Annotated in this window: 25 protein-coding genes and 5 pseudogenes; 17 read left to right on the forward strand and 13 right to left on the reverse strand. The window is 46.6% G+C overall.

Going from position 1 to position 24,525, the window contains the following annotated elements; genetic code table 11:
- Nucleotides 1-134: 134 nt before the first annotated feature.
- The gene (locus RS889_RS01570) at nucleotides 135-1,271 is read right to left on the reverse strand and encodes a polysaccharide lyase (RefSeq protein ID WP_315709102.1); all 1,137 of its coding nucleotides are present in this window, start codon (nucleotides 1,269-1,271) and stop codon (nucleotides 135-137) included.
- Nucleotides 1,272-1,780: 509 nt separating this feature from the next.
- Here RS889_RS01570 and RS889_RS23720 point away from each other — a divergent pair.
- Both RS889_RS23720 and RS889_RS23725 read left to right on the forward strand, forming a co-directional pair.
- A complete protein-coding gene (locus tag RS889_RS23720) occupies nucleotides 1,781-1,996 on the forward strand; it encodes a hypothetical protein (RefSeq protein ID WP_425475128.1) in 216 nt (71 codons plus the stop codon).
- 43 nt (nucleotides 1,997-2,039) lie between these two features.
- Nucleotides 2,040-2,144, forward strand: a pseudogene (locus RS889_RS23725) (tyrosine-type recombinase/integrase); the annotation flags it as partial.
- Between the two features lie 53 nt (nucleotides 2,145-2,197).
- On the opposite strand, the gene tnpC (RS889_RS01580) reads toward RS889_RS23725, so the two are convergent.
- The 4 genes from tnpC (RS889_RS01580) to RS889_RS01595 form a co-directional block, all read right to left on the reverse strand.
- Nucleotides 2,198-3,487 carry an IS66 family transposase gene (gene tnpC / locus RS889_RS01580; protein WP_315709104.1) on the reverse strand — a complete coding sequence of 430 codons (1,290 nt, stop codon included), beginning with the start codon at nucleotides 3,485-3,487 and terminating at the stop codon, nucleotides 2,198-2,200.
- A 66-nt stretch (nucleotides 3,488-3,553) separates the two neighbouring features.
- Entirely contained in the window at nucleotides 3,554-3,889 is a 336-nt protein-coding gene (tnpB, locus tag RS889_RS01585) for an IS66 family insertion sequence element accessory protein TnpB (RefSeq protein ID WP_101377488.1), read from the reverse strand.
- Nucleotides 3,883-4,185, reverse strand: a complete 303-nt coding sequence (tnpA, locus tag RS889_RS01590; RefSeq protein ID WP_315709105.1) for an IS66 family insertion sequence element accessory protein TnpA — start codon at nucleotides 4,183-4,185, stop codon at nucleotides 3,883-3,885. The genes tnpB (RS889_RS01585) and tnpA (RS889_RS01590) overlap by 7 nt, the downstream gene beginning before the upstream one ends.
- Before the next feature lie 88 nt (nucleotides 4,186-4,273).
- Nucleotides 4,274-5,194: a LysR family transcriptional regulator gene (locus RS889_RS01595; protein ID WP_315709106.1), complete on the reverse strand. Its 921-nt coding sequence runs from the start codon at nucleotides 5,192-5,194 to the stop codon at nucleotides 4,274-4,276.
- Between the two features lie 285 nt (nucleotides 5,195-5,479).
- Between RS889_RS01595 and RS889_RS01600 the strand changes: the two genes are divergently transcribed.
- From RS889_RS01600 to RS889_RS01620, 5 genes are read left to right on the forward strand one after another with little or no spacing between them, the layout of a single operon-like run.
- Nucleotides 5,480-5,968, forward strand: coding sequence for a nucleoside 2-deoxyribosyltransferase (locus tag RS889_RS01600; RefSeq protein WP_315709107.1), 489 nt, complete (start codon nucleotides 5,480-5,482; stop codon nucleotides 5,966-5,968).
- Complete coding sequence (locus tag RS889_RS01605) at nucleotides 5,958-7,040, forward strand: thymidylate synthase (RefSeq protein WP_315709108.1); 1,083 nt, start codon at nucleotides 5,958-5,960, stop codon at nucleotides 7,038-7,040. Before RS889_RS01600 ends, RS889_RS01605 begins: the two co-directional genes overlap by 11 nt.
- A gap of 17 nt (nucleotides 7,041-7,057) precedes the next feature.
- Nucleotides 7,058-8,293, forward strand: coding sequence for an MFS transporter (locus RS889_RS01610; RefSeq protein WP_315709109.1), 1,236 nt, complete (start codon nucleotides 7,058-7,060; stop codon nucleotides 8,291-8,293).
- Complete coding sequence (locus RS889_RS01615) at nucleotides 8,274-9,542, forward strand: ATP-grasp domain-containing protein (protein WP_315709110.1); 1,269 nt, start codon at nucleotides 8,274-8,276, stop codon at nucleotides 9,540-9,542. The genes RS889_RS01610 and RS889_RS01615 overlap by 20 nt, the downstream gene beginning before the upstream one ends.
- The gene (locus RS889_RS01620; protein WP_315709111.1) at nucleotides 9,539-10,744 is read left to right on the forward strand and encodes an ATP-binding protein; all 1,206 of its coding nucleotides are present in this window, start codon (nucleotides 9,539-9,541) and stop codon (nucleotides 10,742-10,744) included. The genes RS889_RS01615 and RS889_RS01620 overlap by 4 nt, the downstream gene beginning before the upstream one ends.
- A 15-nt stretch (nucleotides 10,745-10,759) precedes the next feature.
- On the opposite strand, the gene RS889_RS01625 is transcribed toward RS889_RS01620, so the two are convergent.
- A protein-coding gene (locus RS889_RS01625) for an IS3 family transposase (protein WP_315709112.1) occupies nucleotides 10,760-12,285 on the reverse strand; the annotation gives its coding sequence in 2 pieces (ribosomal slippage) (nucleotides 10,760-11,841 and nucleotides 11,841-12,285; 1,527 coding nt in all).
- Between the two features lie 334 nt (nucleotides 12,286-12,619).
- On the opposite strand from RS889_RS01625, the gene RS889_RS01630 reads away from it, so the two are divergent.
- A complete protein-coding gene (locus RS889_RS01630) occupies nucleotides 12,620-12,997 on the forward strand; it encodes a hypothetical protein (protein WP_315709113.1) in 378 nt (125 codons plus the stop codon).
- Between the two features lie 25 nt (nucleotides 12,998-13,022).
- Here the strand turns inward: RS889_RS01630 and tnpC (RS889_RS01635) are convergent.
- The 3 genes and pseudogenes from tnpC (RS889_RS01635) to tnpA (RS889_RS01645) form a co-directional block, all read right to left on the reverse strand.
- A pseudogene (tnpC, locus tag RS889_RS01635) lies at nucleotides 13,023-14,611 on the reverse strand (IS66 family transposase).
- Between the two features lie 45 nt (nucleotides 14,612-14,656).
- Nucleotides 14,657-15,025 carry an IS66 family insertion sequence element accessory protein TnpB gene (gene tnpB, locus RS889_RS01640; RefSeq protein ID WP_290180505.1) on the reverse strand — a complete coding sequence of 123 codons (369 nt, stop codon included), beginning with the start codon at nucleotides 15,023-15,025 and terminating at the stop codon, nucleotides 14,657-14,659.
- Nucleotides 15,025-15,333, reverse strand: coding sequence for an IS66 family insertion sequence element accessory protein TnpA (gene tnpA, locus RS889_RS01645; RefSeq protein ID WP_315707813.1), 309 nt, complete (start codon nucleotides 15,331-15,333; stop codon nucleotides 15,025-15,027). Before tnpA (RS889_RS01645) ends, tnpB (RS889_RS01640) begins: the two co-directional genes overlap by 1 nt.
- Before the next feature lie 99 nt (nucleotides 15,334-15,432).
- On the opposite strand from tnpA (RS889_RS01645), the gene RS889_RS01650 reads away from it, so the two are divergent.
- A complete protein-coding gene (locus tag RS889_RS01650) occupies nucleotides 15,433-15,576 on the forward strand; it encodes a hypothetical protein (protein ID WP_315709114.1) in 144 nt (47 codons plus the stop codon).
- A 10-nt stretch (nucleotides 15,577-15,586) separates the two neighbouring features.
- On the opposite strand, the pseudogene tnpA (RS889_RS23730) reads toward RS889_RS01650, so the two are convergent.
- Nucleotides 15,587-15,709: pseudogene (gene tnpA, locus RS889_RS23730) on the reverse strand (IS66 family insertion sequence element accessory protein TnpA); the annotation flags it as partial.
- 111 nt (nucleotides 15,710-15,820) lie between these two features.
- Here tnpA (RS889_RS23730) and RS889_RS01655 point away from each other — a divergent pair.
- Together RS889_RS01655 and RS889_RS01660 are read left to right on the forward strand one after the other, a co-directional pair.
- Nucleotides 15,821-15,964: pseudogene (locus RS889_RS01655) on the forward strand (IS110 family transposase); the annotation flags it as partial.
- 142 nt (nucleotides 15,965-16,106) lie between these two features.
- Nucleotides 16,107-17,147: a hypothetical protein gene (locus tag RS889_RS01660; RefSeq protein ID WP_315709115.1), complete on the forward strand. Its 1,041-nt coding sequence runs from the start codon at nucleotides 16,107-16,109 to the stop codon at nucleotides 17,145-17,147.
- Between the two features lie 216 nt (nucleotides 17,148-17,363).
- On the opposite strand, the gene RS889_RS01665 is transcribed toward RS889_RS01660, so the two are convergent.
- The 3 genes from RS889_RS01665 to RS889_RS01675 form a co-directional block, all read right to left on the reverse strand.
- Nucleotides 17,364-17,867 (reverse strand): hypothetical protein, encoded by a 504-nt coding sequence (locus RS889_RS01665; RefSeq protein WP_315709116.1) that lies wholly within the window; start codon nucleotides 17,865-17,867, stop codon nucleotides 17,364-17,366.
- Between the two features lie 209 nt (nucleotides 17,868-18,076).
- Nucleotides 18,077-18,400: a helix-turn-helix domain-containing protein gene (locus RS889_RS01670; protein WP_021013407.1), complete on the reverse strand. Its 324-nt coding sequence runs from the start codon at nucleotides 18,398-18,400 to the stop codon at nucleotides 18,077-18,079.
- Nucleotides 18,384-18,743 (reverse strand): type II toxin-antitoxin system RelE/ParE family toxin, encoded by a 360-nt coding sequence (locus tag RS889_RS01675; protein WP_315709117.1) that lies wholly within the window; start codon nucleotides 18,741-18,743, stop codon nucleotides 18,384-18,386. The genes RS889_RS01670 and RS889_RS01675 overlap by 17 nt, the downstream gene beginning before the upstream one ends.
- Nucleotides 18,744-19,750: 1,007 nt before the next feature.
- Here RS889_RS01675 and RS889_RS01680 point away from each other — a divergent pair.
- The 6 genes and pseudogenes from RS889_RS01680 to RS889_RS01705 all read left to right on the forward strand — a co-directional run bounded on the left by RS889_RS01680 (nucleotide 19,751) and on the right by RS889_RS01705 (nucleotide 24,459).
- Nucleotides 19,751-20,629, forward strand: a complete 879-nt coding sequence (locus RS889_RS01680) for an integrase domain-containing protein (protein ID WP_315709118.1) — start codon at nucleotides 19,751-19,753, stop codon at nucleotides 20,627-20,629.
- Nucleotides 20,630-20,631: 2 nt separating this feature from the next.
- Complete coding sequence (locus tag RS889_RS01685; RefSeq protein ID WP_290180808.1) at nucleotides 20,632-20,832, forward strand: helix-turn-helix transcriptional regulator; 201 nt, start codon at nucleotides 20,632-20,634, stop codon at nucleotides 20,830-20,832.
- Entirely contained in the window at nucleotides 20,829-21,365 is a 537-nt protein-coding gene (locus RS889_RS01690) for an ash family protein (protein ID WP_315709119.1), read from the forward strand. The genes RS889_RS01685 and RS889_RS01690 overlap by 4 nt, the downstream gene beginning before the upstream one ends.
- Nucleotides 21,358-22,194, forward strand: a pseudogene (locus RS889_RS01695) (primase-helicase zinc-binding domain-containing protein); the annotation flags it as partial. The gene RS889_RS01690 and the pseudogene RS889_RS01695, both read left to right, overlap by 8 nt.
- Nucleotides 22,195-22,305: 111 nt before the next feature.
- The gene (locus RS889_RS01700; RefSeq protein ID WP_315710872.1) at nucleotides 22,306-23,394 is read left to right on the forward strand and encodes a helicase RepA family protein; all 1,089 of its coding nucleotides are present in this window, start codon (nucleotides 22,306-22,308) and stop codon (nucleotides 23,392-23,394) included.
- A 489-nt stretch (nucleotides 23,395-23,883) separates the two neighbouring features.
- Complete coding sequence (locus RS889_RS01705) at nucleotides 23,884-24,459, forward strand: aminodeoxychorismate synthase component II (RefSeq protein ID WP_315709120.1); 576 nt, start codon at nucleotides 23,884-23,886, stop codon at nucleotides 24,457-24,459.
- Nucleotides 24,460-24,525 lie beyond the last annotated feature (66 nt).

Consider the following 24,525-nt stretch of genomic DNA (forward strand, 5'->3'; position numbering starts at 1 on the left):
GCAAATGAGCGAGCTGACATCGCCCGCTCAGGTCACATCTATTCGTTATCTGCCCGGATAAAAGCGTCGTACTCACAGCATCAGTTGTGTAATGTTCTCTGCCGCCATGAGATCAATTCCGGGCTGGGGACGATTTAGTTACAGGCTGAACTGGTCAAGGTTGCCAGGTTCTTACTGACACCGGCATAGTTAGCCAGTTTGTTTTTCACGCACTGGGCACTGACCGGGCTGTAGCTGTAAGGAATACTGGACGGGTAGGCCTCAGTGGTAGTCCAGTCGTCCGCATTTACATAAGCTTTGGTATCGGCAGTCCAGGTAATGTTGTAGGTAGTGAAGTCGGCAGGTTTGGTAATGTTGTTGTTACGCAATTCCCACTTGCCGAAATTAGAACCATCATAACGGGACGTTACCGGGTTTACCGTGTTTTCAAACCAGTTGCTTTCGATCAGCGCATTACCATTTTGACGCACGTTCAGACCTGAACTGGTGACATCGGTATACAGGTTGTTGTAGGCATGCACCAGACCACCACGTTGTAGTGGCAGTCGGGAGTTGACGTCGTTGTAGATATTGTGGTGATAAGTGATGTTGCGCTCTGCCGTATCTGACGAGCTGAATCCTGACAGACCCACTTTCTTCACACCATGGATGTAGTTGTAAGACACCGTAACGTAGGTTGAGTCTTTTTTGATATCCACTGCCGATTCAAAGGTCGTATCACCATCTTTACTGCCATCACATTCATGGTTGGCCGCAAACAGTTCGTTGTGGTCAATCCACACATTAGGGGATCTATCAATGCGGATCATATCGCCGTCACTGGCCCCGCCTGGCAGATAACCGATACGCATGTTCTGTACCACTACGTCGGAGGATTTTGTAATCCAGATCCCGAAGTTGGCGGAAGAACCATTGGCACCGATGATAGTGATGCCTTTGGTGAACTCCTTGATTTCCACTCCGCGGGCATCTTTTGCTGACTGGGCGCAAATGTTGGCGGCAGCGGCATTGATCAGCGAGTCTTCATTGCCGGTGTAAGTGATGATCAGCGGATAGGCACCAGTTTTGACTTTCTTGCCAGCGGCGTCGTATCGGGCGTCGGCAATGATATCGATAATATCTTGCATGGATGATGCCGTTTTACTGACTGCACCGGTAACGTTACCGCCCGCGGTGGTGGCATAACCACCGGTTGCTGTACTTGCGGCAAAGACAGGTTGGCATAATGCCAACAATAGCCCCGCAGCTATAGGTTTCAGTAATGCTTTCATGAATAGTGTTCCTGTTTTTTCCAAAGGTATTTTCGGGCATTTATCGTTCCACATGCCCTTGAGGTAGGTTGTTTCGACACGAAATAGGTAAGTAGAACCGAAGCATGCTGACCAACCACACTCAGTTTTAGCTTAAAAAAGGAACAATTCAATAATTAAAACAATGTTTCATTATGTGTTTTGGTATTAATTTTCAGAGATTTGATGGGCGTCACTTTTCTTGGTCGGATGTCTACGTACTGAAGCATATTATTTCAATAATTAATTATTTTTTAATAATATGTAGTGACTATTTCATCTGTTGCATATTGTGATGCCGATTGGCTTGCCTGGATGGTTTTACCGGCGAGTGCATGATGATTTCCTCTCTTATCATTTTAAAAATAAACAGTGTGAACGCCCGTGTTTGAAACAGTTGCATGAGCGTGGATCGCTAAAAAGCGCCAGACTGATCGCCATATTATTTACGGCAGATTGAACGTTTTTTCGTTGCCAGCGTCTTTCCCACTATTGGCAGATTATTGATTTTATATGTGAAAGCAGCACATTTGTTTGGCATTATCAGGCGTATTGAAGAATGCGGCGCGGTTTCAGTGGCTTTACTTGTCAGGCAGTTGCTCTGCGAGAGCTACAGACATACACATGCGGGCGAGTTTGGTTATCGAAACCTTCAGATTCGCATGACGGCAACCGCGTTAAATCGTGCGCGAACGTATGGGCTTTAATGGCAAGGACAATATTGGTTTTTCTGCGTATGGCTCCCAGGCCACGGTATCGACGATCTTAAATGAAATGGGTTATCGCCCTGATGTGATTGAACGCCAGCTCGCTGATTCGGAACGTAATAAGGTACGAGCAAGTTATAACTGTGCTGAATAAGGCCTCACCGGGTAATTCGGCGCTTACATTGATTAAGCTGACGGATATTAACTGAAGCTGTTTTCGGCGTAGGGTAATAGCGCGTTGAGCCTGTTGTTGGGCCAGGTCGGCAAGCGGGCCAGTACATCTCGCAACCAGATATACGGGTCGTGGCCGTTGAGTTTGGCGGTTTCCAGCAGACTCAGGATAGCCGCCATCCGTTGCCCAGCACGCAACGAACCGGCAAACATCCAATTCTTGCGCCCAAGAGCCACCGGACGTATCACATTTTCACAGCGGTTGTTATCTATGGGTACTCGCCCGTCATCCAGATAGTGCAGTAAGGCCGGCCAGCGTTTCAGGATGTAGTCCAACGCTTTGCGCAGCGCGGAGTTGGGCGCGGCCTGCGGCTGTTGCAACACCAGCCACTGATGGAAGACCTCCAGTCTAGGTTTCGCATAGCGCTGTCGCCATTGGCGTTTTTTATCCGCCGGACGCTGTTTGATTTTACGCTCAAGTTGGTACAACTCACGGATGCTGTCGAGGGCCAGTTTGGCCACCGGGCTTTTATTGATGGTAAACAGTTCGAAGAACTTGCGCCGGGCGTGCGCCCAACAGCCCGCGTCCAGGGCCTGGCCGCTGTCGAACAGTGCCTGGTAACCAGCATAACCGTCCACCACTAGGGTACCGGACCAGCCCGCCAGCGTACTGCGCGGGATATCAACACCGCTGCGTTGATAGATAACCTGTTGGCGATAGAGCGGCAGATGATCGAGGCATTTGGCGCTGACCACTTGCGCCAGCAACCCTGGGCCGGGCTGGCCTTTTTCTATCAGCTGTGCCGGCAGCGGCGCACTGACCACAGTATCGCAGTGTTCACAGCTGAACTGCGGGCGGATATGGCGATGCACGATAAAACGCGCCGGCACATACTCCAACCTTTCGCTGATTTCATCACGGATAAAGCGCAGGGCATGGCCACAGTCCGGGCAGCTATCGGATGCCGGTGCAAGGTGAATATCCTGGCGTGGTAGTTCCGGCGGCAGCGGTCGACGTTTGGGCACGGCGGGTTTGTCGGCTTCAGGTTCGGGTAATAACGTGGCCAACTGTTGTTCAATATCGGCGGCATCAGCCTCGATATCTTCATCGAACAGTCCGCGCTGTTCACCCTGGAAGGCTTCGCTTTTACGCCCGAAGCGCCACTGGCGGGCATTTTTTAGCGCCTCTTCCAGTTGCTGGATATAGCACGTTTGTGTCTGGTTTCGCTGCGTCTGCTGCTCGAGGTCCGCGAGTAATTTCAACGCCAGAGCGCGCAGTTCATCGGGGTCTTTTGAGGTCAGCAAGGCATCGATATTCATGCGCCCATTTTATCAGCGTGGCACTAGATTGTCATTGATAATCAATGTATTAAATACTATTTTTTGTTATTTCCAGCCGGTTAAATCCAGGCCATCCACCCGCTGCCAGTCAATGCCTTTCATCAACCAGTCTGCCTGCTCTGGTGACAGCAGCCAGGCGACATCACCTTGCCTGGGCCAGATAAAGTGGCCCTGATGAAGACGACGAAGACACAGCCAGACACCGTGCTTGTCCCAGCGCAGGACTTTGATACGCGAGCGTGCCTTGTTGCAGAAGACAAAAGCGGCTTCCCCTTGCCAGGGTTGGTGCAGGTGGTCGGTAATATATTGCGTCAGGGTATCAATCCCCCGACGCATATCGACGGGCTCGCGCGCCAGCCAGATATGCTGCGGCGTTAGCATAGGGACAAGGCCTGCATCACGGCCCGCAACTGAGCGGGAAGGCACCTGACCGAACAGTCGTTGGGGAGGTTGAGCGTCACGGTGTCGGCGTCATTATTCTCAGGCAGAACCCGGCGAGCTGGAATAAAGGCGGAGGGAACGGTCACGGTAGCGTCATTGCGATGATGTTTGAGCCAATAATAAAAGGTGGCAGGGTTCAAATCGTGTTGCTGGCAATAGTGCTGTTTGGTTAATCCACTCTGTTGCCAGGCATCGAGATGCTGTTGCCGCTCACTGTGAGAATACCGTTTTGCCATATTTCACCTCCGATTCGTTGTATTGAATGAGAGAAGCATGTGGCAGCAGAGTTTTGTTAACAATACGAGTTCGCCGGACGCTTACAGCTTATTTATATATATCAATGTTATTTGAAAGATATTTTCCGGAAGATAATTCGTTACTTATGAAATCGGAAAAAGCTCTAACTTTAGGAGATAAGTGCCTATTTGATGGCCAAATTAATGACATCGATCCTAAAGGTGACATGAATTGAGTTAATAGAGGAATAAGTAATTTCTTTTTAAATGCTTCCTCGGCTACATAAACTGGGAGGTGTGCAATCCCTAATCCTTCTATTGCTGCACGTAAACCTGCATGCGTATTGTTGAAGATTAGATCTCTTGGAAGATCTAAGTCTTCGTATGGTTTTATGAAAGACCATGACGCTATACGACCACTTGTCGGATACTTAAAATGAATACAATGATGATTCATTAGTTCCGTGGGCGTGGATGGAGTGCCATTTGATTCAATGTATTTTTTACTTGCACAGACCACAAAGTATTGTTCACCTAACTTTCTACCAACAAGTCGGTTGTCAGCAAGTTCTCCACTTCTAACTGCAATATCAACCCCTTCAGCAATGAGATCTACAACACGATCTTCGAAATCTATATCAAGTTGAACATCTGGGTACTTTCCTAAAAATTTAGGTAGTAATGGCATAAGTAATGTATGGCCAAAAATTTGCGGGACACTCACATGAAGTTTCCCTTTAGGAAAGGTGCGAGTCTCTGCGATCAACGCTTTTGTGTCTCTAATCTCACCTAAGATAAATTTGCATCTTTCGTAAAAAATATTTCCTTCTTCAGTCAATCCTATACTGCGCGTTGTTCTATGAAAAAGTCTAACCCCAAGATCGTCCTCAAGTCTCGCTACGCTCTTGGCGATCGCTGATGGAGAGATACCTAAGACCCTTGCGGCAGCCGCATAACTGCTGAGTTCAGCAGCATGGACGAAAGCATTGATACTTTTGAAGCTATCCATTTCATCACCTTATTGATGAATTTTTTTCCTTAGTGTAAGTACATTCACTTATATTTACAATGGAAAGTACACGTTTTAGTCTTACCGAAAATGTTAATTCGAACAGTTAGCGAAAGCATTTAAGAAAATTGATATCAGATTAGGAGACTAATTAAAAAATCATATCAATATACCTCATGATGTATATTTTATTTCATCATGAAATATCAACAAAGAGGGAAGTTAATCATAGCTCTAATTTCATTTATTGGAATGGGGATGAAGTTTATTATATGGGAAATAACAATGAGTGAAATATTACATACGATCACCAGTTACATCGCTGCAGACAAAACCTTAGTCATTTATTTTGCTGGCTCTATTAGGGCAGGTAGAGACGATGTCTCGACTTACTCAAAGTTAATCAACAAATTGAAAGAATACGGTAAGGTAACTACTGAACATGTAGGTGATTACAATTTATCAATCGGTGGCCAATCATTTCTTACTGATAAGTTTATTCATGATAGAGATCTATACTGGCTGCGAAACTCTCAAGTTGTTGTTGCAGAGGTAACCACTCCAAGTCTTGGTGTTGGCTATGAAATTGCAACTGCAATAAGTTGGCGAATTCCCGTAATTACGCTGTTCAGGAAGGGAGATAAAGTTGTCTCTGCCATGATTTCAGGAAGTGAAGGTTGTCGTCATTACGAATATAACAATGTAGAAGACGCAAATCACATCATCGAAAGTGAAATGGCAAAATTAGGCTATGAGGCAAACTATGAATCGTAATATCACAAATGCTTTAGTCAACACTCTCGACACAATATTAAAAAATGGTGCGAGAGTAGGTTCTCGCGACCAAGAACAAATTGAAATCTTATCTACCTTAACGAAAATAAACTTCCCCACTGAAAGGTTTCTTGTGTTGCCATATCGTAATAACAATGTGTTTGCACAAGTTACCGAAACATTGTGGGTTCTGGCGGGAAGAAATGACTTAGAGTTCCTATCTAATTATCTTCCTCGTGCTGAAGATTTCTCTGATGATAAGATGACTTGGAGAGCGGCTTATGGACCAAGGCTGAGGAATTGGAAGGGAAAAATTGACCAATTAGAAGGGGTTGTTAATCGATTCAAGGAAGACCCATTAACTAAACGCGCAGTTATGAACATTTTTGATCCAGAGAGTGATTACCAGGATACAAAGGATGTACCCTGCAACAATTGGCTGCACTTTATCCAACGAAATGGTTATCTTGACTTACATGTAACAGTGCGTGCTAATGACGCCATTTGGGGTTTTAGTGGCATAAATTTCTTTGAATGGAGCGTATTACACGAGGTTATTGCCAACTCACTGGGATGGAAAGTTGGAAAATTATCATGGTACGTCGGGACATTCCATATTTACAACCGTCATTATTCTACAGCTGAGAAAATCAGTAAAATTTCACATCCCAAAAGTATGTATGAATTTAATGTCAAGCCGACTCCAGTTACTAGTGGGATCGATGAGCTCGACAAAATTTTATCTCTAGTCTTTAAGGCTGAAAATTTTTCTAGAATGGGAGAGTTCAATAAATCCAGCGAAATTGAAAACAAAATCAGTGACCATTTCTTTAGAAATGCGGCAATTCTCTTAAAAATTCATAATGCATTAAATTTGAATGTTGATAGGGATATTATAATTAATTACCTTTGTGATCTGGGCAAAACTGATTTTCACATAGCTGCTATTGAATATTTGAGTCGTAAGTGGAAATCACAAGAAACCCTAAATTTAATTAATGAGATATCTCCTGATTTTCTTAAAGCCTTTAATTTTATGAGAAATACTACAATCAGTAATTTAACTACATAGCTCTATAAGGTCTCCGCGTGAAAAATATATTAAAAGTATCAGTGCCCAACATAAATCATTCCAAACTTTTTGTAGCTTCAACAGTTCTAAATGCCACAGGAAGTGGATTGATAATGGCGTTTATGATGATTTACTTCAACAGGACAACGACGTTAAGTCTATCCGTAATTGGATTAGCTATAGCCGTTGGTCGTGCACTTGCATCATTGGTTCCGATTTTAATTGGTCAATTACTAGATAAACTTGGTCCCAAGAAGTTATCCATTTACGGTGATTTCATAAGCGGCATTGGTTTTATAATGTGTCTTTTTGCCAGAGACCCTTTAACAATAATACTTACCCAGTTTTTGACACAGGCCGGCTCTCATGTTTTTTGGACTAGCAATCGTGGACTTGTAGCATTAGCTTCAGATTGTAAAGGAACCCAAACATGGTTCGGTCTAATCGCTTCTATCAGGAATATTGGGCTTGGATTAGGAACAATTTTTACATCTTTAGCTTTATCAATAAATTCTGATACAAGTTTGCACTATGTAATTATATCTTCATCTTTGTTTTATTTTTTGTCTTGTTTGGCACTCGGAATTTGGCAACCAAGAGTAAGTTTTGATGAGACAAATGATTTAAACGATCAAGAAAAACAAAGTTTGAAATCTGTGTTTTCAGACACTAGCTATTGTCGATTACTTATAGTTAATTTTGGTTTAGTTTTGGCTGCAATGGTCATTCCGTTGGTAATAGTAATTTATGCTACCGAACAACTTGGACTATCACCTTTTTTTTCTGGGGGGTTAGTAATCCTAAACACTATTATCGTGGCCTTATTAAGCACTCATGTAGCATCTTGGACTAAAGGGCACGACCCTGTGCATAATATAAAACTATCATATTTCCTAAATACTTTATCATTCATTCTTTTTTGGTGTGCAAGCATTACAATCGAAAACAAAATAACTACTTGCTTCATATTGTTAATTGCAATGCTCATCTATAGTTTTGCAGAGATGCTGTCAACACCTTCCGTAAATGTACTTAGTATTAACTTAGCACCCAGAAAAAAAAATGGGAGTTATATGGCAGCTTTTCAAATGACTTGGTCTATAGGCATGACGGTATCTCCCGCCATATTTGGGTGGCTTCTTGATATGAATAAAAACTCAACTTGGGCTGTTCTTCTAATACTAACTATTTTGATTTTTGGTATTGGTTTCAGAAACTTAAAAGGAGAAGTTAATGAGCATTTCAACTATTGACAGTAATAAAGTTATTTTAGTGATTGAACCAATTGGAATGGGGGGGGAGTTGCTCCTCAAAGCGACTCGTTCACTCGGATTTCATACAGTCATAGCCACGACAGAAGATGTATATCATTCTATGCTACAGGGCTTCAATGATATGATTGATGATCTAATCTTTGTAGACTTTTCAGCAAGAGAGGCTGCTATTGAAACTTTGATTGAAGAATCAAAAAACAAAGGGGTTTCAGGAGTAGTTGTAGCTTGGGAGTTTTTAACAGACATTGCTGCAGAGGTTGCTCATGGTCTAAATTTCTGTGGACCTGACGCTACTTTGTCAAGAGCAAGAAGAAATAAATATTTCATGTATCGTACCTTAGCAGAAGCAAAATGTCCGCTTCCATCTTTACAGGCAGTGATAACAAATAAAGATGATATCAACCAACTCCCTCTTGAAGAGTTAGCGTTCCCCTTAGTAGTTAAGCCGGCAGAGAACGCAGCGTCTTTCGGTGTTTCAGTAATTAATGAGATAAAAGATCTACCTCAAGCATTTATTGATGCTTCTCAGTGGACTCATGAATACCCACATGGCATCCCATTTAGTAATGAGATCCTTATTCAAGAATATATTCCAGGGCAGGAATTTAGCGTGGAAGGTATTTCATTGTCAGGTAAATATATGCCTTGGGGAGTTACAATGAAATTTACCACCCCGGGCAAAGCACGAGCCGAAACAGGGCACATATTCCCGGCGCCAATACCTGATTTTTTACGAGATGATGTTCTAGATGTGGCGGCCAAAGCAGTAATTGCTTTAGGTATTACCAATGGGATTAGCCATACTGAAATAAAGTTAGATTATGAAGGAAAACCTCGCGTAATTGAGAGCTGCTCAAGACCAGCAGGAGATTATATTCCCCGTCTGGTCGAGCTTTCGACCGATGAAAACCCATTGGCCATTTATGCTAAGCAAGCTGTGGGTATTCTTCCTGCTAACTTTACACCCGCACACCCTAAACGATATTCTGCCATACAATTTATACGTCCAGAATCAGAAGGCACATTCAATTCTATTGAGATGCCATCTTCTCTTGCGCATGCTGAAATTATTGAATCAAGGGTCACAGCACCATTTGGCTCAAATGTGAAACCTGGCTCAACGAACATTGAACGTTTGGGTTGGGCAATATTCATCTCTAATAGTAAAGATTACGTCCTTCAAGCTATGGATGAATTATCACAAAGAGTAAAGGTTGATATTTTATGAAATTATCATCTTCACTTTTCATACGGTCCCTAGATGTAAATCAAGCATCTCCATTTTTAGAGATGGCGTGGGAAAAAATTAAAGCTTTAAGTCCTAATTCGCTTCTTCTTTTGAAGGATCAGCCTAAAAATATTACTCCTTTGATTACGGGTGCTCTGTATGAAAACATAGATCATGAATCAATTTCAAAAAAAGTGATTGAAAGAGTAATATCTTGGTCAGTACCAAATGAAAGAACCATTGAGGATGTTACCTTACTGGAGGATGTGGATGCTGTCCCTGGCCCCATTACTGCAATTTATAAATTATCAGATAAAAGAGCCACTAAATCACTTTTTGAAAAATTTTTTCTTCCAACTCCAAATTGGGTAGTTTTAGATAGAGAATTTACCCATGGAAATTTACTAAAAGAGTCATTTGGGAATAAATTAGAGCTTGAATTAGCAAGCCGTCTAAATTTCCCTATCATATCAAAACCTCTGTGGGATTGCATGGGCCATGGAATAGAAATAATCAGGGATGAAAATGATTTATTTAAAAATTTAAGTTCAAATGCTCAACGGAATGTTTTAATTGAATCTTTTATCGATGGTTATCTAGGCTGTGTTGAAATTATAGGCACACCAAACAATTACTTCTTTCAACCTCCATGCTTTACTGGCAACAGTAGTAGCGGTGTGCGTTCTGATTTTGATACGGTTCGAGTGTCTAGCCCTTACTTTTTCAAAGAACAACTTAATAAAGATATAAAGACTCGTCTATGTAATCTATTAACTTATCTAGATTATTCTGGAGTCTGTTGTGTAGATTTCATTGTGAAAGGCGATGATATCTATTTCCTTGAAATCAATCCTCGCATAAGTGGGATAAGTTGTTTAGGCTCTGCAGCAAGTGGGTTAAATTCTTTTGAGGCTCTTTATCACATTTCGTTAACTCAGTGGAATATAGATTCATTTCGAGAGGAATTTAAAAATAACACAGCGATTCAAATCGGAGGCGGGCTGGCTGATAAATTATCACTATTACTTAATGATGAGGTTGGGAACATAACTGTTTATCGTGACAATGTTATAAATGTCGATGGAAAAGCATCGAGAAATATCATTGCAGGGGGAAATAATGACGCTATTGAAAGGATGTTTAAATCTCTTGATATATCTATAATCGAATTGCTTAACTTCGGTAGCTGTCAACGAAGTTGACACCCTTATTCGTTTTTACGCTGTAGATTTTAGCCCGGTTTCTGGCTTGTCTGGATTCAACATTACTACATCTACCCGCTGCCACTGACGGCATGAGGCTGACCACCGTTCCGGTCGGGCTTTTTTAGCCATGTCATACAAGGCTTTTCGTTTTGCCAGCAGGCTTATATCTTCTCCCTGATGCCGTTGTTCTGGTGTGACATAACCGATCGCGCTATGCCGATGCTCCTTGTTATACCACTGGCTAAAGCCCTCCACCCAACTCCGGGCTTCCGCCAGATCCAGGAAGCCTGATGACGGCCACGACGGAACATATTTTAGCGTTCTGAACAGCGACTCCACATACGGATTATCGTTGCTGACTCGTGGTCGGCTGTGCGAACCCGTGATGCTCAGTTCTTCCAGTTTCGCTTTCAGCGTCTGGGATTTCATCGGCGCACCATTGTCGGCATGTAACACTAACGGATGGCGGTAACACCGTTCACGTAACACGGTGCGGTGCAGCAGCGCGGCCGCTCGCTCGCCGCTTTCCTCTTCGTGGACCTCGTAACCGACGATTTTACGGCTAAAAATATCTTCTATCAGATACAGATAAAAATAGCGGCCGCGAACCCTGGAGGCCAGCCAGGTGACGTCCCACGTCCACACTTGGCATGGCCCAACAGCCTGATAGCTGGTCGGTTTATTCACCTTCAGCGGTGCGCGGCTACGGCCACGGTGATGTACTTGACCCTGCCGCCGCAGTACCCGGTAAAACGTCGATTCACTGGCCAGATAGAGGCCCTTGTCCGCCAGCCGTGGCACGATCTGCGCCGGTGGCAGGCTGGCATATTCCGGCTCATTACATACCGTGACTATCTGATGTTCTTCTTCAACGGTCAGTTTATTGGCCGGTACCGGACGCTCTGCCGTGGGACGACGGTCTTCAGCCTGGTTATTCCAGCGCCGCCAGGTGCTCAGGCTTAACCCTACTTCCCGACAAGCGGGGAGCAGACGTGCGCCGGCTCTCATGGCTTCACGTATCCATCGGATCAGTTGCACGCGTTCGTGAGCGGGGGTCAGTCGTCCTCGTCCTCCTCGCCGTAATACTGATTCAGCTTTTTTCTCAGGACCAGCAGGGCTGCCGCCTCCGCCAGGGCCTTTTCTTTGCGCGCCAATTCACGCTCCAGCCCTTTGATTTTCTTTTCGGCCTGTTTTTGCGACTGCCGGGTATCGACTTGTGGCGTCTGGAGAAAATCCTGTTTCCACTGCGCTATTTGTTCAGGATAAAGCCCTTTGCGACGGCAGTATTCGCTCAGTTCGGTTTCACTGAGTGTGGCGGTTTCAACGATGGCGGCAAAACGGGCTTCTGTCGACCAAAGGTCTGTGGTTTTGTTGGCTCCGGGCACCGGTTTTCCCTCCAATTTGGCTTGGACCCGCCAATTATAAAGGGTAGCTTCCGATATCCCTTCCTGTTGTGCAAGTGCGGTGACGGTCATGTTGTAAGGAGGAAGTAATTTAGCCAATACAGCGGCCTTACGCTCTGGTGAATAACGTTTCATAACAGGCTCCGTTGCCCCCATAGAGATTTTCAGTTTGGGGTGTCAACTATCCTGCCAGAGGGGGACTTCCCCCTTGCATATTCTGGCCGCTCGTGAACACTCATTCTGGCGGAACGTGAACGCTGTTTCTGGTTTTGCGTGAACGCGTATTCCGGCGGAAAATACCACGATTTTGCACCATGACCAGAATCACTGTTCATTTTGCCAGAATCGGTGTTCACCTGACCGGAATTGCTGTTCACGTCGCCAGAATCATTCTTAACGCATTGATTTTTCCTGTTATACCTCTCCCTTTCATTCCTGGGAGAGATGTATGCCAAACAAGAGGATCGCAATGCGTAAAATCCATGAAATTTTAAGGCTGCGTTTTGAGGTCGGCCTGTCCTTCCGTCAGATAAGCCAGTGCGCCGATGTCAGCACGGGTGCCATCCAGAAAATGCTCAAACGCCTTGAGGCCTCTGGGATCACCTGGCCGCTACCAGAGGGGATGTCAGAGCCCCAGCTTGCCAGCATGCTGTATCCGGAGTCTGACAGTCGTCCCGGCGCGCTGGAAGATCCTGACTGGGCTGAAATCCATATGGAGCTGCGTAAGAAAGGCGTCACTCGCCACCTTCTGTGGGAAGAATACTGCCAGCGGATACCCGTCCGGGCGTACAGTTACTCGCAGTTCTGCTGCCGCTACCAGACCTGGTGCCAGTCGCAGAAACGGTAAGCGCCGTTAAATCGACGTACTCCCCCTATCCATACTGCGACACATTTTTTAAAAAGGGGACCAGGTCCGCACATTCCAGGGCAATAACGCGTCGAGTTTTTCTTGCGTATCCGCCTCGCCGATGTGATCCAGCACATACTGGATATACGCCGTCGGCTCTAACTGATTGGCCTTCGCCGTTTCGATCAAGGAATAACACCCGGCACTGGCGCTGGCGCCCTGCGAACTGTCGGCAAATAGCCATGCCTTGCGACCGACCGCAAACGGGCGGATGGCATTTTCCGCCAACGCATTGCTGATGTTCACCTGCCCATGATCGCAATAACCTATCAATTCTGCCCAGTGGTTGAGCGTGTAGTCCATGGCCTGACGGGTCAGCGAGCCCTTCATTATCTTGCCGACATTCTGCTCCAGCCATAGTTTGAATGCATTGAGCAACGGCAGGCTATATTGCTGACGGGCCAGGTATTTGTCCGTTTCACTGCGCCCCTGCAGGCTCCGTTCGATCCCATACAGTTTACTGATGTAGCCCAGCGCCACATCCGCTTTAGTGGGTTTGCCTTTGGCAGATTTGGCATTCCTGGGAACCGCTTTGCCCGCTTCAATATATTTGCGCCGGGCATGATCCCAGCAGCCGATACGCACGAGATTGTTTTCACGGCACACCGCGTCATAACCGGCATAACCATCGGTTTGCAAAATACCCGTGAATCCCGCCAACAGGCGCACGGGAACACTACCGGCGTGGCTCGGATCATACTCAAACAGCACTGAGGGTTTATCGGGGGGGCCACCGCGTATCACCCACATCCATTTGTCCGATTGGGCGGTTTTGCCTGCTTCTTTCAGTACCTGGATGCGGGTTTCATCCATTTGCAGGTAACGGCTGCTGTTTTGTACGTCACGCAGCCGGGCCAGCAGCGGGGTAAATACCTTGTCCAGCCGGATGATCCAGTGGGCCATATTGGTGCGGCTTACCGGGTGGCCACTGCGGGCAAGCATGTTTTCCAAACGGTACAGCGGCAGCCCATCGGCATATTTGGCGACGATGATATACGCCAGCAAGGCGGTGGTGGCAAAACATTTGCCCAGCGGATGGACCGGGCGGCGGGCAGCCACGATAAACTCCTCGCCATCGCGGTCAAACACCGCTTTTTCCTGCCAGTATTCGATGACTTTTAACTGGGCGGGAATAAACGCCAGCTCTTCTTTAACCTTGCTGAAGAAGGTGGTGCGGGCACCGGCTTTTTCTTCGTCGGACAGGCACAACTCCACACGCTCACGCAGCAGACTATCGGAGAAACCGCGTTGGCGTTTTTGGGTGCCTGACGGCGGTGGGGGCGGCGATACGTCATCCGGCAGTTGAGCCAACAAGGACTCCATTGCCACGTCCAGTTCGGCTTCATCGAACAAGGCAATCTGGTCAGTATGCCGCTCACTGCTGGCGGCAAACTGTTGGGCTTTTTTGAGGCGGAGCAGTTCTTCGAGTAGGGCGATATAACATTCGCGATGTTGAAGCTGTTGCTGAAGTTCCTCGACCTGCGCCAGCAATTCAACCGCAGATAAACTGCGGTTGTCTGGGTTTTCGGCTGGCGGGAAAGTGGGCGTTTTCATGGTTAAATTATAACAAAAACAGCCACCTGATGCTTCCTGTTTCGACTAATTAACGCCATCATAATGCAGTTTTTTATGCCCATTGAGTAGACTGATATCGTAACCATCAAGCAGCCAGTTAATCTGCTCCCCGGTCAGGGGTAACAGGTCATCGGCCAGACTGGGCCATTTGAACTTCTCCTCTGCCAGCGCCTTGTAATAAAGGACAAAACCATTGTCTTCCCACATCAGACATTTGATTTTATTGCGCTGGCGGTTAGTAAAAGCATACAGCGCCCCGGTAAAAGGATCGTGTCCCAATTCCTGTTCTATCAGCGCCGCCAGCCCGTTGACCTGCTTGCGGAAATCGATGGGTGCGCGATAAAGAAAAATCTGTGGCATCGCCAGCGCCGGGCGTAAGTCACGGTTACGCATCAGAGTTGCCTGAGAATAGCGCCCAGCAGGGAAACATTGCGGTCATTAAGACCGGTGATCACCAGGCCATTGGGCAATGAGAGTGTCAGCTCGGTTGGGGTGTCGACGTGGGTGATGTCGGCGGTGACTTTGGCAAACCCTGGGGCCCGCGCTTGAGTCGGGTTATCGGTACAATATTTTTGCCGCCAGTAAACAAACTGGTGGTATGTCAGCTGCTGTTGCTGGCAGAAAACCTGGCCAGAAAGACCGGATGCTTGCCAGGTGGTGATCTGTTCGCGCCAATGCTCGGCCCGCTGTTGAGATGTCATGATTGCGCCTCGGTGTTTAGGGTAGACAGCGGCAGTGTGGCGCAGTTAATCACTGAAAAAAAGATGCCGATTTAAGGGCGCTTACAAAAGGAGTTGGTGATGACTGCGACTAATCAATTTGCTGCACATGTTGGTCTGGACTGGGCAGATAAAAAACACAATGTCTGTGCCCATGAGGCGATAAGTCGCGGTATTCTTGCACGCGTACTGGGTGAATCCGCAGTGTGGATGAGTGGTCGCTGAGTTTTTGTTTCCAGTAATAATAGGTGCCGATATTAATCTGGTGGGCTTTACAAAAATTGGTAATGGAGAGGTCACTTTGAGCTTGTTGTACAAAGAGTTGAGACCAGTATTGCTGTTTTTCGTGAGATGTCATGATGTGCTCCTTGTGGTTAGGAGCACTATGCCGCGAGGGTGGTATTATTGGTAGGTGGGGTTAAATTGGCGCTTACATATGTCAGCTGCTGTTGTTGACAGAAAACCTGGCCATCACTCAGCTATCCGGGTTCTGGCGTTTAAATGGATAAGAATCATTTACCGCTGCTGGAAGACTAGAACCCGCTACGACGAAGCGAAATATTTGCTGGCATTGGAAGAGCGACACTCGCACTCGCCTTTACTTAGGCCATAAAAAGCTTGTCGAATGTCTCAGGGCGTGAAGCGGACGTTTACGCTTAGTTCTGTGCTGATAAAAACACCATTAAATAGTATAATTAATCAAAAGATCATGTGATATCTTTCATAAAGATTAATTCTTAACTTGTAGGATTATTATGTCAGATTTAGAAAAATTCCTGCCAACCTTGAAACGCTTATCTAAATTAGATAAGCTCTCTGAGAATGAAATTTCAAATCAATTCAGGAGGAATCATGTCGTAGAACCAGTGATTTCAAAAAGTGAACTTTGTTATGCTTCTTTCGCAGTTAAAATTGATGATTTAAACTTCTTGCTTACCGAAAGGCCAATATCGTACTTAAATAGACACTGGGGACGATGTTCGAATATTCAGTCGCATGCAAATTCACTTGGCATAGCATTACCCCTATATATTGGAGAAGGTACTCTTTCGTCTGCAATCCATGAAATTAAAAGATGTGAAAATCCATTTGAGAATTCAAATAAATGGTTGTTCGAAAATTTCTCATTAGAAATTGCAATTGCTTATTTCAACAAATATTTTATAAAGAGCGAATCACTAAAAAACTATAAAACAATTATTTTTGAAGCTATAGAGGCTTTTTATTTGGGATATGATCATATATCTATAATGTCGCTCTTCCCTGTCTTTGAAGGTGGGTTGAGGAACTTACTTGTAAAATTTTGTGATGGTGACAACACAAATACAAGTGCAGACAGATTTGAAAAGGAAATTAGAAAACTCATTATTACATGGGGAAGACGGCAGCTCCCAAATTTTGACTGGCATCCCGGCAAAGGTTATGACATTGAAACTGAGGTAGATTTTTTCACACATTTAAATCCCCAGTGTGATGTGATTAATTCAACCAGATCTTTTTTTAAAAATGTCATATACAAACCAACTGGAGGTGTTAATGAAGGTAGTTTCAATAGACATTTGACACTACATTTGCTGAATCAGGATTTCAATGAGCCATCTAATTTCGTTAGGATTTTCTTGGCGTTAACACATTTAACCTTTGCGGAAAGTCTGATGAACAATAATGTCCCTTTCTTTTGGGAAGGTGTAGATGACAATGACCGACGCATTGCTTCATTCATTTCTAGAAGTGGTGATGTTATTTTTGGAATGCGTAGAAAAGAAATTAGTAATCTTGGGTTAAATTTATACTGATTCAAGCGTAATCTAAAATACAAATCAAGTATAGGTCGTATCCCTTTTTTCGATTGCCCTAAAGGAAATTTATAACGTCCGCTTTTGGCACGACGCGGATGCATTAACTGAGCGAAGGGGCCACTGTGAGTTAGAAGCGGATGTTAGGAATGGGTATCTGTCCTATAAGCGTAAGAAGTGGTGGGAGACTGTATTGAAATCCTCCCTCTTATGCATTCAATAAAATGGATCTAGTATTATAAAATCGTTACCCCGCTTCATTACATTTTTGGGGCCAACCAAATCGATATGTAGATTGTTATTTCGGGCATATACAAACAGTATGTCTATGTCATTAACTAAACCAAAAGGATCAGTTGCAGGTTTTTTCCCTTGTCTTATTTCATTTAAAGCTGTTAAAGCCCATGTTTGATAATTTCTACTTTCTTGTTGAGACATTGCAGTTAGTAGTTCTGTTTCTGTGATTGAATACTCTCCGTTAATGTTTAAATTATTAACCATTCCTAATGGCTCACTATGAAGAAATATTTTAACTACATTTTTTAGGCCAGAGCTAGCAGATACAATAAGCCTGGCGAAGTGCGGATAACCAGGATCATCTCCAATACGAACAACGGTCGAACCTTTAACTAAAACATCTGTGTATATTCCCGATAAATTATTAGAAATTGCTGTATAACCTTTAGCTTTGTAAGAGTTAATAGATTGTTGTTTTGTCATTTACTTTACCTTACGCCAGAAAGATATCTGCTCAGTACTCTATATTATCCGATATTTGGCTGAGTGGCTTTGACTTTATAAGTAGGTTATCCTGTAAGTATTCCTGCAAAACGAACCATCAATTTTTAGAGAGTCTCTGGCCCCCCAACTTCCGCTCCTGGCACATAGCAGACCGTCAATCTATATTCCAAAATAACCAGTCCAATGAATCAAACCAGCACCTTCAACCCATGCTTCTGCACCACGGTAAGCAGTTTCAGCGATAACCCGCTGGGGCGTTTTACACCACTTTCCCATTTTTGCACCGTTGAAACACTGGTATTCAGGTAACGGGCAAAAACCGGTTGGCTGACGTTCAGCTTCTCACGTAGTGCTTTTATTTCTAGCGGTTGAAGATCATCCACACTATTGATGCAGGCTTTGTCAAAGTTTCGCATCGTTTCCTGTGGGATAGCGTCGACGCTGAATAAGCCAGACGCAGCGCTGTGAATGGCCTCAAATGCCGGGCTTTTGAATTTACTTTTTGCGGTCATGGCAAATCTCCACCAGTTCTTTATGCTTAATCAGTGCCGTAATCTTTTCATCGGCAAGGTTGGCATACTGCTTCGCCAGTTCGCGGAACCCGGCCAGTTCACGATCATCAATGTTCGCCATATCCTGCTTGGCATACAGGAACGTGTAAAACCAATGTTCCTCGCCTTTCGCCAGTATGATGGCGCGATCTCGGTTTTGGTTAAGACGTTTCTTGTAAACGCCGCCGCCGAGATCATCAGCTTTCCCCTGAGTTACCGCCTCAATGGCCTGACATAACTCACTATCCTTGATAGCGTGGGATTTAGCCGCCTTAGTAAACCATTTGGTTTTGAATACACGCATCAGGCCAGCATTCCATACCTTTAACTATAGCACTTAGTGCTATATTACTCCTTTTTGATGAATATTCAAACTACTTGAAGTCTGCAAAATTCCGTCGTATTTTTATCCGAGTAATCCGTTGTCTTAGACAACTGCCAATGTTTCCAGTGTCAGGATGATACGAGTGACCTGAGAGAAACGCCTTCGGGTGGTCACACTGCTAAAGTCATAAGGAATGAAGCGTGGTCTGAGACTGACGCCTTCGGGCGACCACACCGGTACTCTTCCGTAGCCTGAAAGGAAGAGAGCGTGATGAAGAAGCGCGGTAAATCTGCTTACCTTCTGCAAGCAGATGTCGTCAGGGCCGCTATGAGCGTGACGATGAAGGCTACTACTATACCTCAAGCCCAACTATTGCTGTGGGCCTCGCTATACCCAGCCAGAGAGCGGCTTCCATACCGTAGGGGACTGGCCTGTAGCTGCAACGTTATCGTTGTGGTGATTTCACTTCATAGGCGGCTTAAACAGCGCTTACTTCTGTAAGTTCACGCTACCGTGCAACTTTAGCTTTATTTGTCTCAATGATTTGCGTCTGTGCGTGTGAACGTGCTGGCTGCGCGCTGCTATGCCGTAAGGCATCGGCTACGCGCCTGCCTGCATCGTCTGCACCGGCGTCACTTTTTCCGTGCCAACGGATGAAAGTGACGCCGCAGCCTATGAGCACGTCAGCCCCTGAGACAAGCAACTTCAACCACTGCGTCATGAATCTGACACACCTGTTTGTGCCGAACTGATCGCTTTTTTTTTACAGGAGATTGAACCGATACCGAGGCAGGCCCAACGGCCTGAGGGGAAAACCTGCAACCGCAGGCGGTCGCACAGAGTGCATAAACGACACCCCGCAATACCTCAACCGCTGCCCGCTCTGGCGCACAGGTATCGTTCAAGGCAGGTCAATTCCCATTGTGTCTGCCATTTCCCCAAGCGCCAGAGAAAAGCAGCAGGTTGAAATTGTAGGGAGAAGTTGCATGAGTAAATTAAGTCGTGAAATGACCACACTGGCTAAACAGGCCGGTGGGAGCTACAAAACAGTTCATGATCGCATCCGTATTATGGACAGGCTCTGCCGTCACTTGCTGGCGCTGAATATTCAGGTGCGTGACATCAAGTACCTCAAAGCCAGACATATCGAAAGTTATGTCGCTGAGCGCTTGTCAGAATGCATTGCCGTTCGCACGCTTCACAACGAAATGGCAGCGCTGCGCATAGTGCTCAGGCAGGGAGGACGGGAAAAGCTCGTCGCTTCTGAGCGCCTGACGAATAAAACACTGGGACTGGGTGGCGCAAGCCGTGCTGGTACAAAGTTTGCCATCCCGGATGCGCTCTATCAGTCTGTGCTGAACACTGCCCGTCAGGACGATGCCGGTCTGGCCTGTGCACTTCAGCTTGCCCGGTTGCTGGGGTTGCGCTCTCAGGAGACGGTGCAGTGCGCCAGTTCGTTGAAAACATGGGAAAAGCAGCTTGAACTCCATCAACAAACGCTCACCGTGGTATTTGGCACCAAAGGCGGCAGGCCACGTGAAACCCGGATTATCGATCGCGAAGCCATTCAACGAGCAGTGAAAGCGGCGCTAAAGGTGGCTGAGGCGCGTAACGGCAGGTTGATCGATAAACCCGACCTGAAAACCGCCATGAACTTCTGGCGCACACAGACCACCCGATTGGGGCTGACCGGTCACTATTCTCCGCATAGTCTGCGCTACGCATGGGCGCAGGATGCAATCTGTTATTACCTGTCACAAGGATTTTCCCGTAGTGAAGCCAGAGCGTTAACGTCAATGGATCTCGGCCATGGTGATGGCCGGGGCCGCTACGTTGAACGCGTTTACACCCGGAAGGAGGATTGATCATGGCAGATATCACGTTAATTCGCTTATCGGGTGTGATGAAAAAAACCAGCCTTAAAAAATCATGGATTTACCTGCTGATGAAGCAGGGGGAATTTCCTCAGGCGGTCAAAATCGGTTCCCGCTCCGTGGCATGGGTGGAAAGCGAAGTGAATGACTGGATCGCTGCACGCGTCAGCCAGCGCGGGGAGGTTCAGCAATGATGCATTGTTATTTTTTTCTGGCGGGCGATTTACGATATACTGCTGATGCTGCGGCAAAATCCGTAGCCGGAATTGGCGTTCCGACACTTACCACGTTGCCTAAAAGACACGGATTTATTACGTGTCTTTTATTAGGCGATGCCTGCGCATACCTGTCAATGGTGGCTCAGGCGGGGGCTCCGCAAGGAGCGCCGGGCTACGTGGTAACCGGTTACGCCAACCCCGTCTGGGCTACCACCATAGAGGTTGGCGTCTCAGGTGGTAGTGATACCCTGCTTACCACGGAGGCTGCCTTATGGCTACGACCCTTCCCTTTCTATACCCGCAATCTTTCTTTTTTTCTGCGGGGGTACATCATGTATGACCCCATACCGCTTACGCTGGAAGAACTCGTCGATCACTGTCGGGCGCTGGCCTATGCCATCATCGAACTGGAAAACGCCCTCGCTAAAGAACTGTTGATGTTTATCTTGTGGGAGCGTCTGAATCAGTTAAATGACACACTGGAAGCGGAGGTATCTGACGATGAGTAAATTCGTTTCGGATATTACCGCTCAGTCCCGCTACTGCTGGTCGTCCATTCTTGCAGCGCTGGATATTTCGGTGCCTTCCGGTGGGAAACATGGCTCCTGTCCTGCCTGCGGTGGGAAAGATCGTTTTCGTTTTGATGATAAAGAAGGACGGGGGACGTGGTTTTGTAATCAGTGTGGTCATGGTGATGGCCTCGACCTGATAGCACAAGTCAGACACTGCGACCTGCAAGCCGCCGCAAAACAGGTGGCCAGTCTGACATTACCCAGGTCAACAGCGCCAGCCAGGAAAAAGGCCACTGACCGCCCGCCTCTTGTGGATAAAATCAAGACCATGCTGAACCATTCAAGTAATGGTGAAAACGTGTATTTGAAAACGAAAGGGCTCTCCACCACTCTCCCATGCCTGACCGCGCAGCAAAAAACGCGCATTAGCGGTATCACGTTTGATGGGGGAAGCCTTCTGTTAGCGCTGCACCGCGTTTCCGGCGAGCTTACCGGCGCACAGTTGATCAACGACAACGGAGAAAAACGCCTGCTGCCTGGTTCACAGTTGAAAGGCGCCTTCATCGCGGTACATTATCCGAAAGAGCCGGACACTATCGTGATCACCGAAGGGTACGCCACCGGCCTGACCATCAGTCTGATAACCACGGCGGCCGTTGTCGCGGCGGTTTCTGCAACCAACCTGATAAATGTCGCTAAAGCCTTACGCAACGAGTATCCCAAAGCCACCCTTATTTTGGCGGGCGATCATGATGTCCATGCCGACGGCGCGACCAATATCGGCAAAGAACAGGCAGAAAAAGCCGCGCTGGCTGTGGATGGCTGGGTTTCGTTACCACCCACCACAAGGCTCTGTGACTGGGATGATTACCGTCAGCAATATGGGCTTGAGGCCACCAAATCCGCCTTCAACAAGCAACGTTATCAGCCCGATACCATGCATACCCCTTTAGTCCGCATCGGTACTGCTACATCCGCGTTCAACACCTCATTACCCCTACGCAAAGGCTCTGACGGTTTTGATACGCGGCAGGATTATCTGATTAAAGGCTATCTGCCGAGTTCGTCGGTGGCCAGTGCTTACGGTGCCAGCGGCTCGTATAAGTCTTTTCTGGCGGTATCGTGGGGATGTCATATCGCCACCGGCAAACCGTGGGCGGGCAAGCCAGTGACGCAGGGGGCGGTGATTTATGTCGTCGGTGAAGGCGGGATTGGTGTTCCCCGCCGTATCCGGTCATGGGAGCAGACACTTAACAGCGGCAGCCCGATTGACGCACTTTATCGAGTGGATTGCCCGATCTTTCCGGCCAGCCCGGAGAGCGTGCAGCAAGTGATACAAGCCGCACGCGATGTGAAAGTCGCCTCCGGTATGCCGGTTCGTCTGATTATTCTGGATACGCTTGCCCGCTGTTTTGGCGGTTCGGATGAGAATGCGGCTAAAGATATGGGCGCATTCATTCAGGGATGCGATGCTATCAAAGCGGCAACACAGGCCACGGTGCTAATTATTCATCATTCCGGTAAAGATCAGGACAAAGGCGCACGAGGCTCCAGTGCCTTCCGTGCCGCGCTGGACGTGGAATTTAACGTCAGACGTGAAGGTGACGGCGGTGCGTTGATCCTCAGTTGCACCAAGATGAAAGATGCGGAAGAGCCGCCGCGCCGGGCCTATGACCTAAATTCTGTCAATCTGTACGTAGACGATGATGGCGATCAGATCACCTCGCTGGTACTGAACGATGAAGGCCGTGAAGTCAGAGAGGATGATGTTGGCAACGATCCTGATTTAGCCGGTATTTCTAGGCTGACGGAAAACCATGTCGCCTTATGGCAGGCCATTCGTTCACGTACGGGCAACGGCGAAGGCTGCACCCGTTCATTAGTACGAGACGATATGCGGGCAATGGGCTTTGATGTGAACAAGAAGTTCACCCGATGGTTGGACAAGCTGGAAAAAGATGGCCTGATCGCCTTTGACGGGGAACGGATCACGCCGTTATCGCAACGGAATAAGATGGGGGATTAAACGGGGGAAAGTGGGAGCGAACGGATAATGCGTCATCCTATCCGGCATTTTCCCCCACTTCCCACGCATATATAGACGCGAAGTGGGGGAATAACTTAACTCACTAATAAATAATCACTTTTAATCTAGCCATGAAAATCAGGTGGGGGAAGCCGTGCTCCTTGAGCAAGTGGGGGAAAGGTGGGGGATGGTTTTCTGTTCCCGATCTGGTGAGTTATGGAAAAATCACCCACATAAGAAAGATGAGCGCCAGCCCCTCCCAAAAAAGGGGCTGGCGCGATGTGATGGGTTCCGCCGTATGGTCATAGGTATCTTTAGCGTTTTGTTAAAGTAAATTTCTTGTCATCCCTTTCATGCTGGAGACAGGTACAATGGCTTTTACCGCTTTAGCCCACAAGCATGTATCGAAAAAAATTGCGGGTATTCTTGCGGGTATAAAAAGAAAGATCAAATAACATTTTTATTATTTATCAATAAGTTAGGTTTGATATGCTGCTATTAATTGATAACTATGATTCCTTTACCTATAACCTGTATCAGTATTTCTGTGAGTTGGGTGAGAATGTGTTGGTAAAGCGCAATGATGAACTGCAACTAGCAGATATTGAACGGTTAGCACCGCAGAGACTGGTGATATCACCTGGTCCTTGCACACCGGATGATGCTGGCATCTCGCTGGCGGCTATCCGCCATTTTGCCGGTAGACTGCCGATTCTGGGGGTTTGTCTTGGGCATCAGGCGCTGGGGCAGGTGTTTGGCGCACGAGTGATCCGTGCCCGGCAGGTAATGCATGGCAAAACATCATTAATTCAGCATACCAATGTGGGGGTGTTTACCGGGTTGGCTCAGCCGTTGAACGTCACGCGTTATCATTCTCTGGTGATCGACAAGGCTTCTCTGCCTGACTGTTTCGAGATTACCGCCTGGAGTGAGCATCAGCAGGGAATAGATGAAATCATGGGCATTCGTCACCGTTCTCTGCCTCTGGAAGGGGTGCAGTTTCACCCGGAAAGTATCCTGAGCCAGCAGGGGCATCAGTTATTGAAGAATTTTCTTGGTTTATAGTCATATAGTGGATAATTTTCTTTTCCAGCAGATTAATGATTGCCTCGTTATGACTTTTTATGCATA

This window comes from Brenneria uluponensis, from assembly GCF_032395385.1.
Lineage (GTDB): Bacteria > Pseudomonadota > Gammaproteobacteria > Enterobacterales > Enterobacteriaceae > Prodigiosinella > Prodigiosinella aquatilis.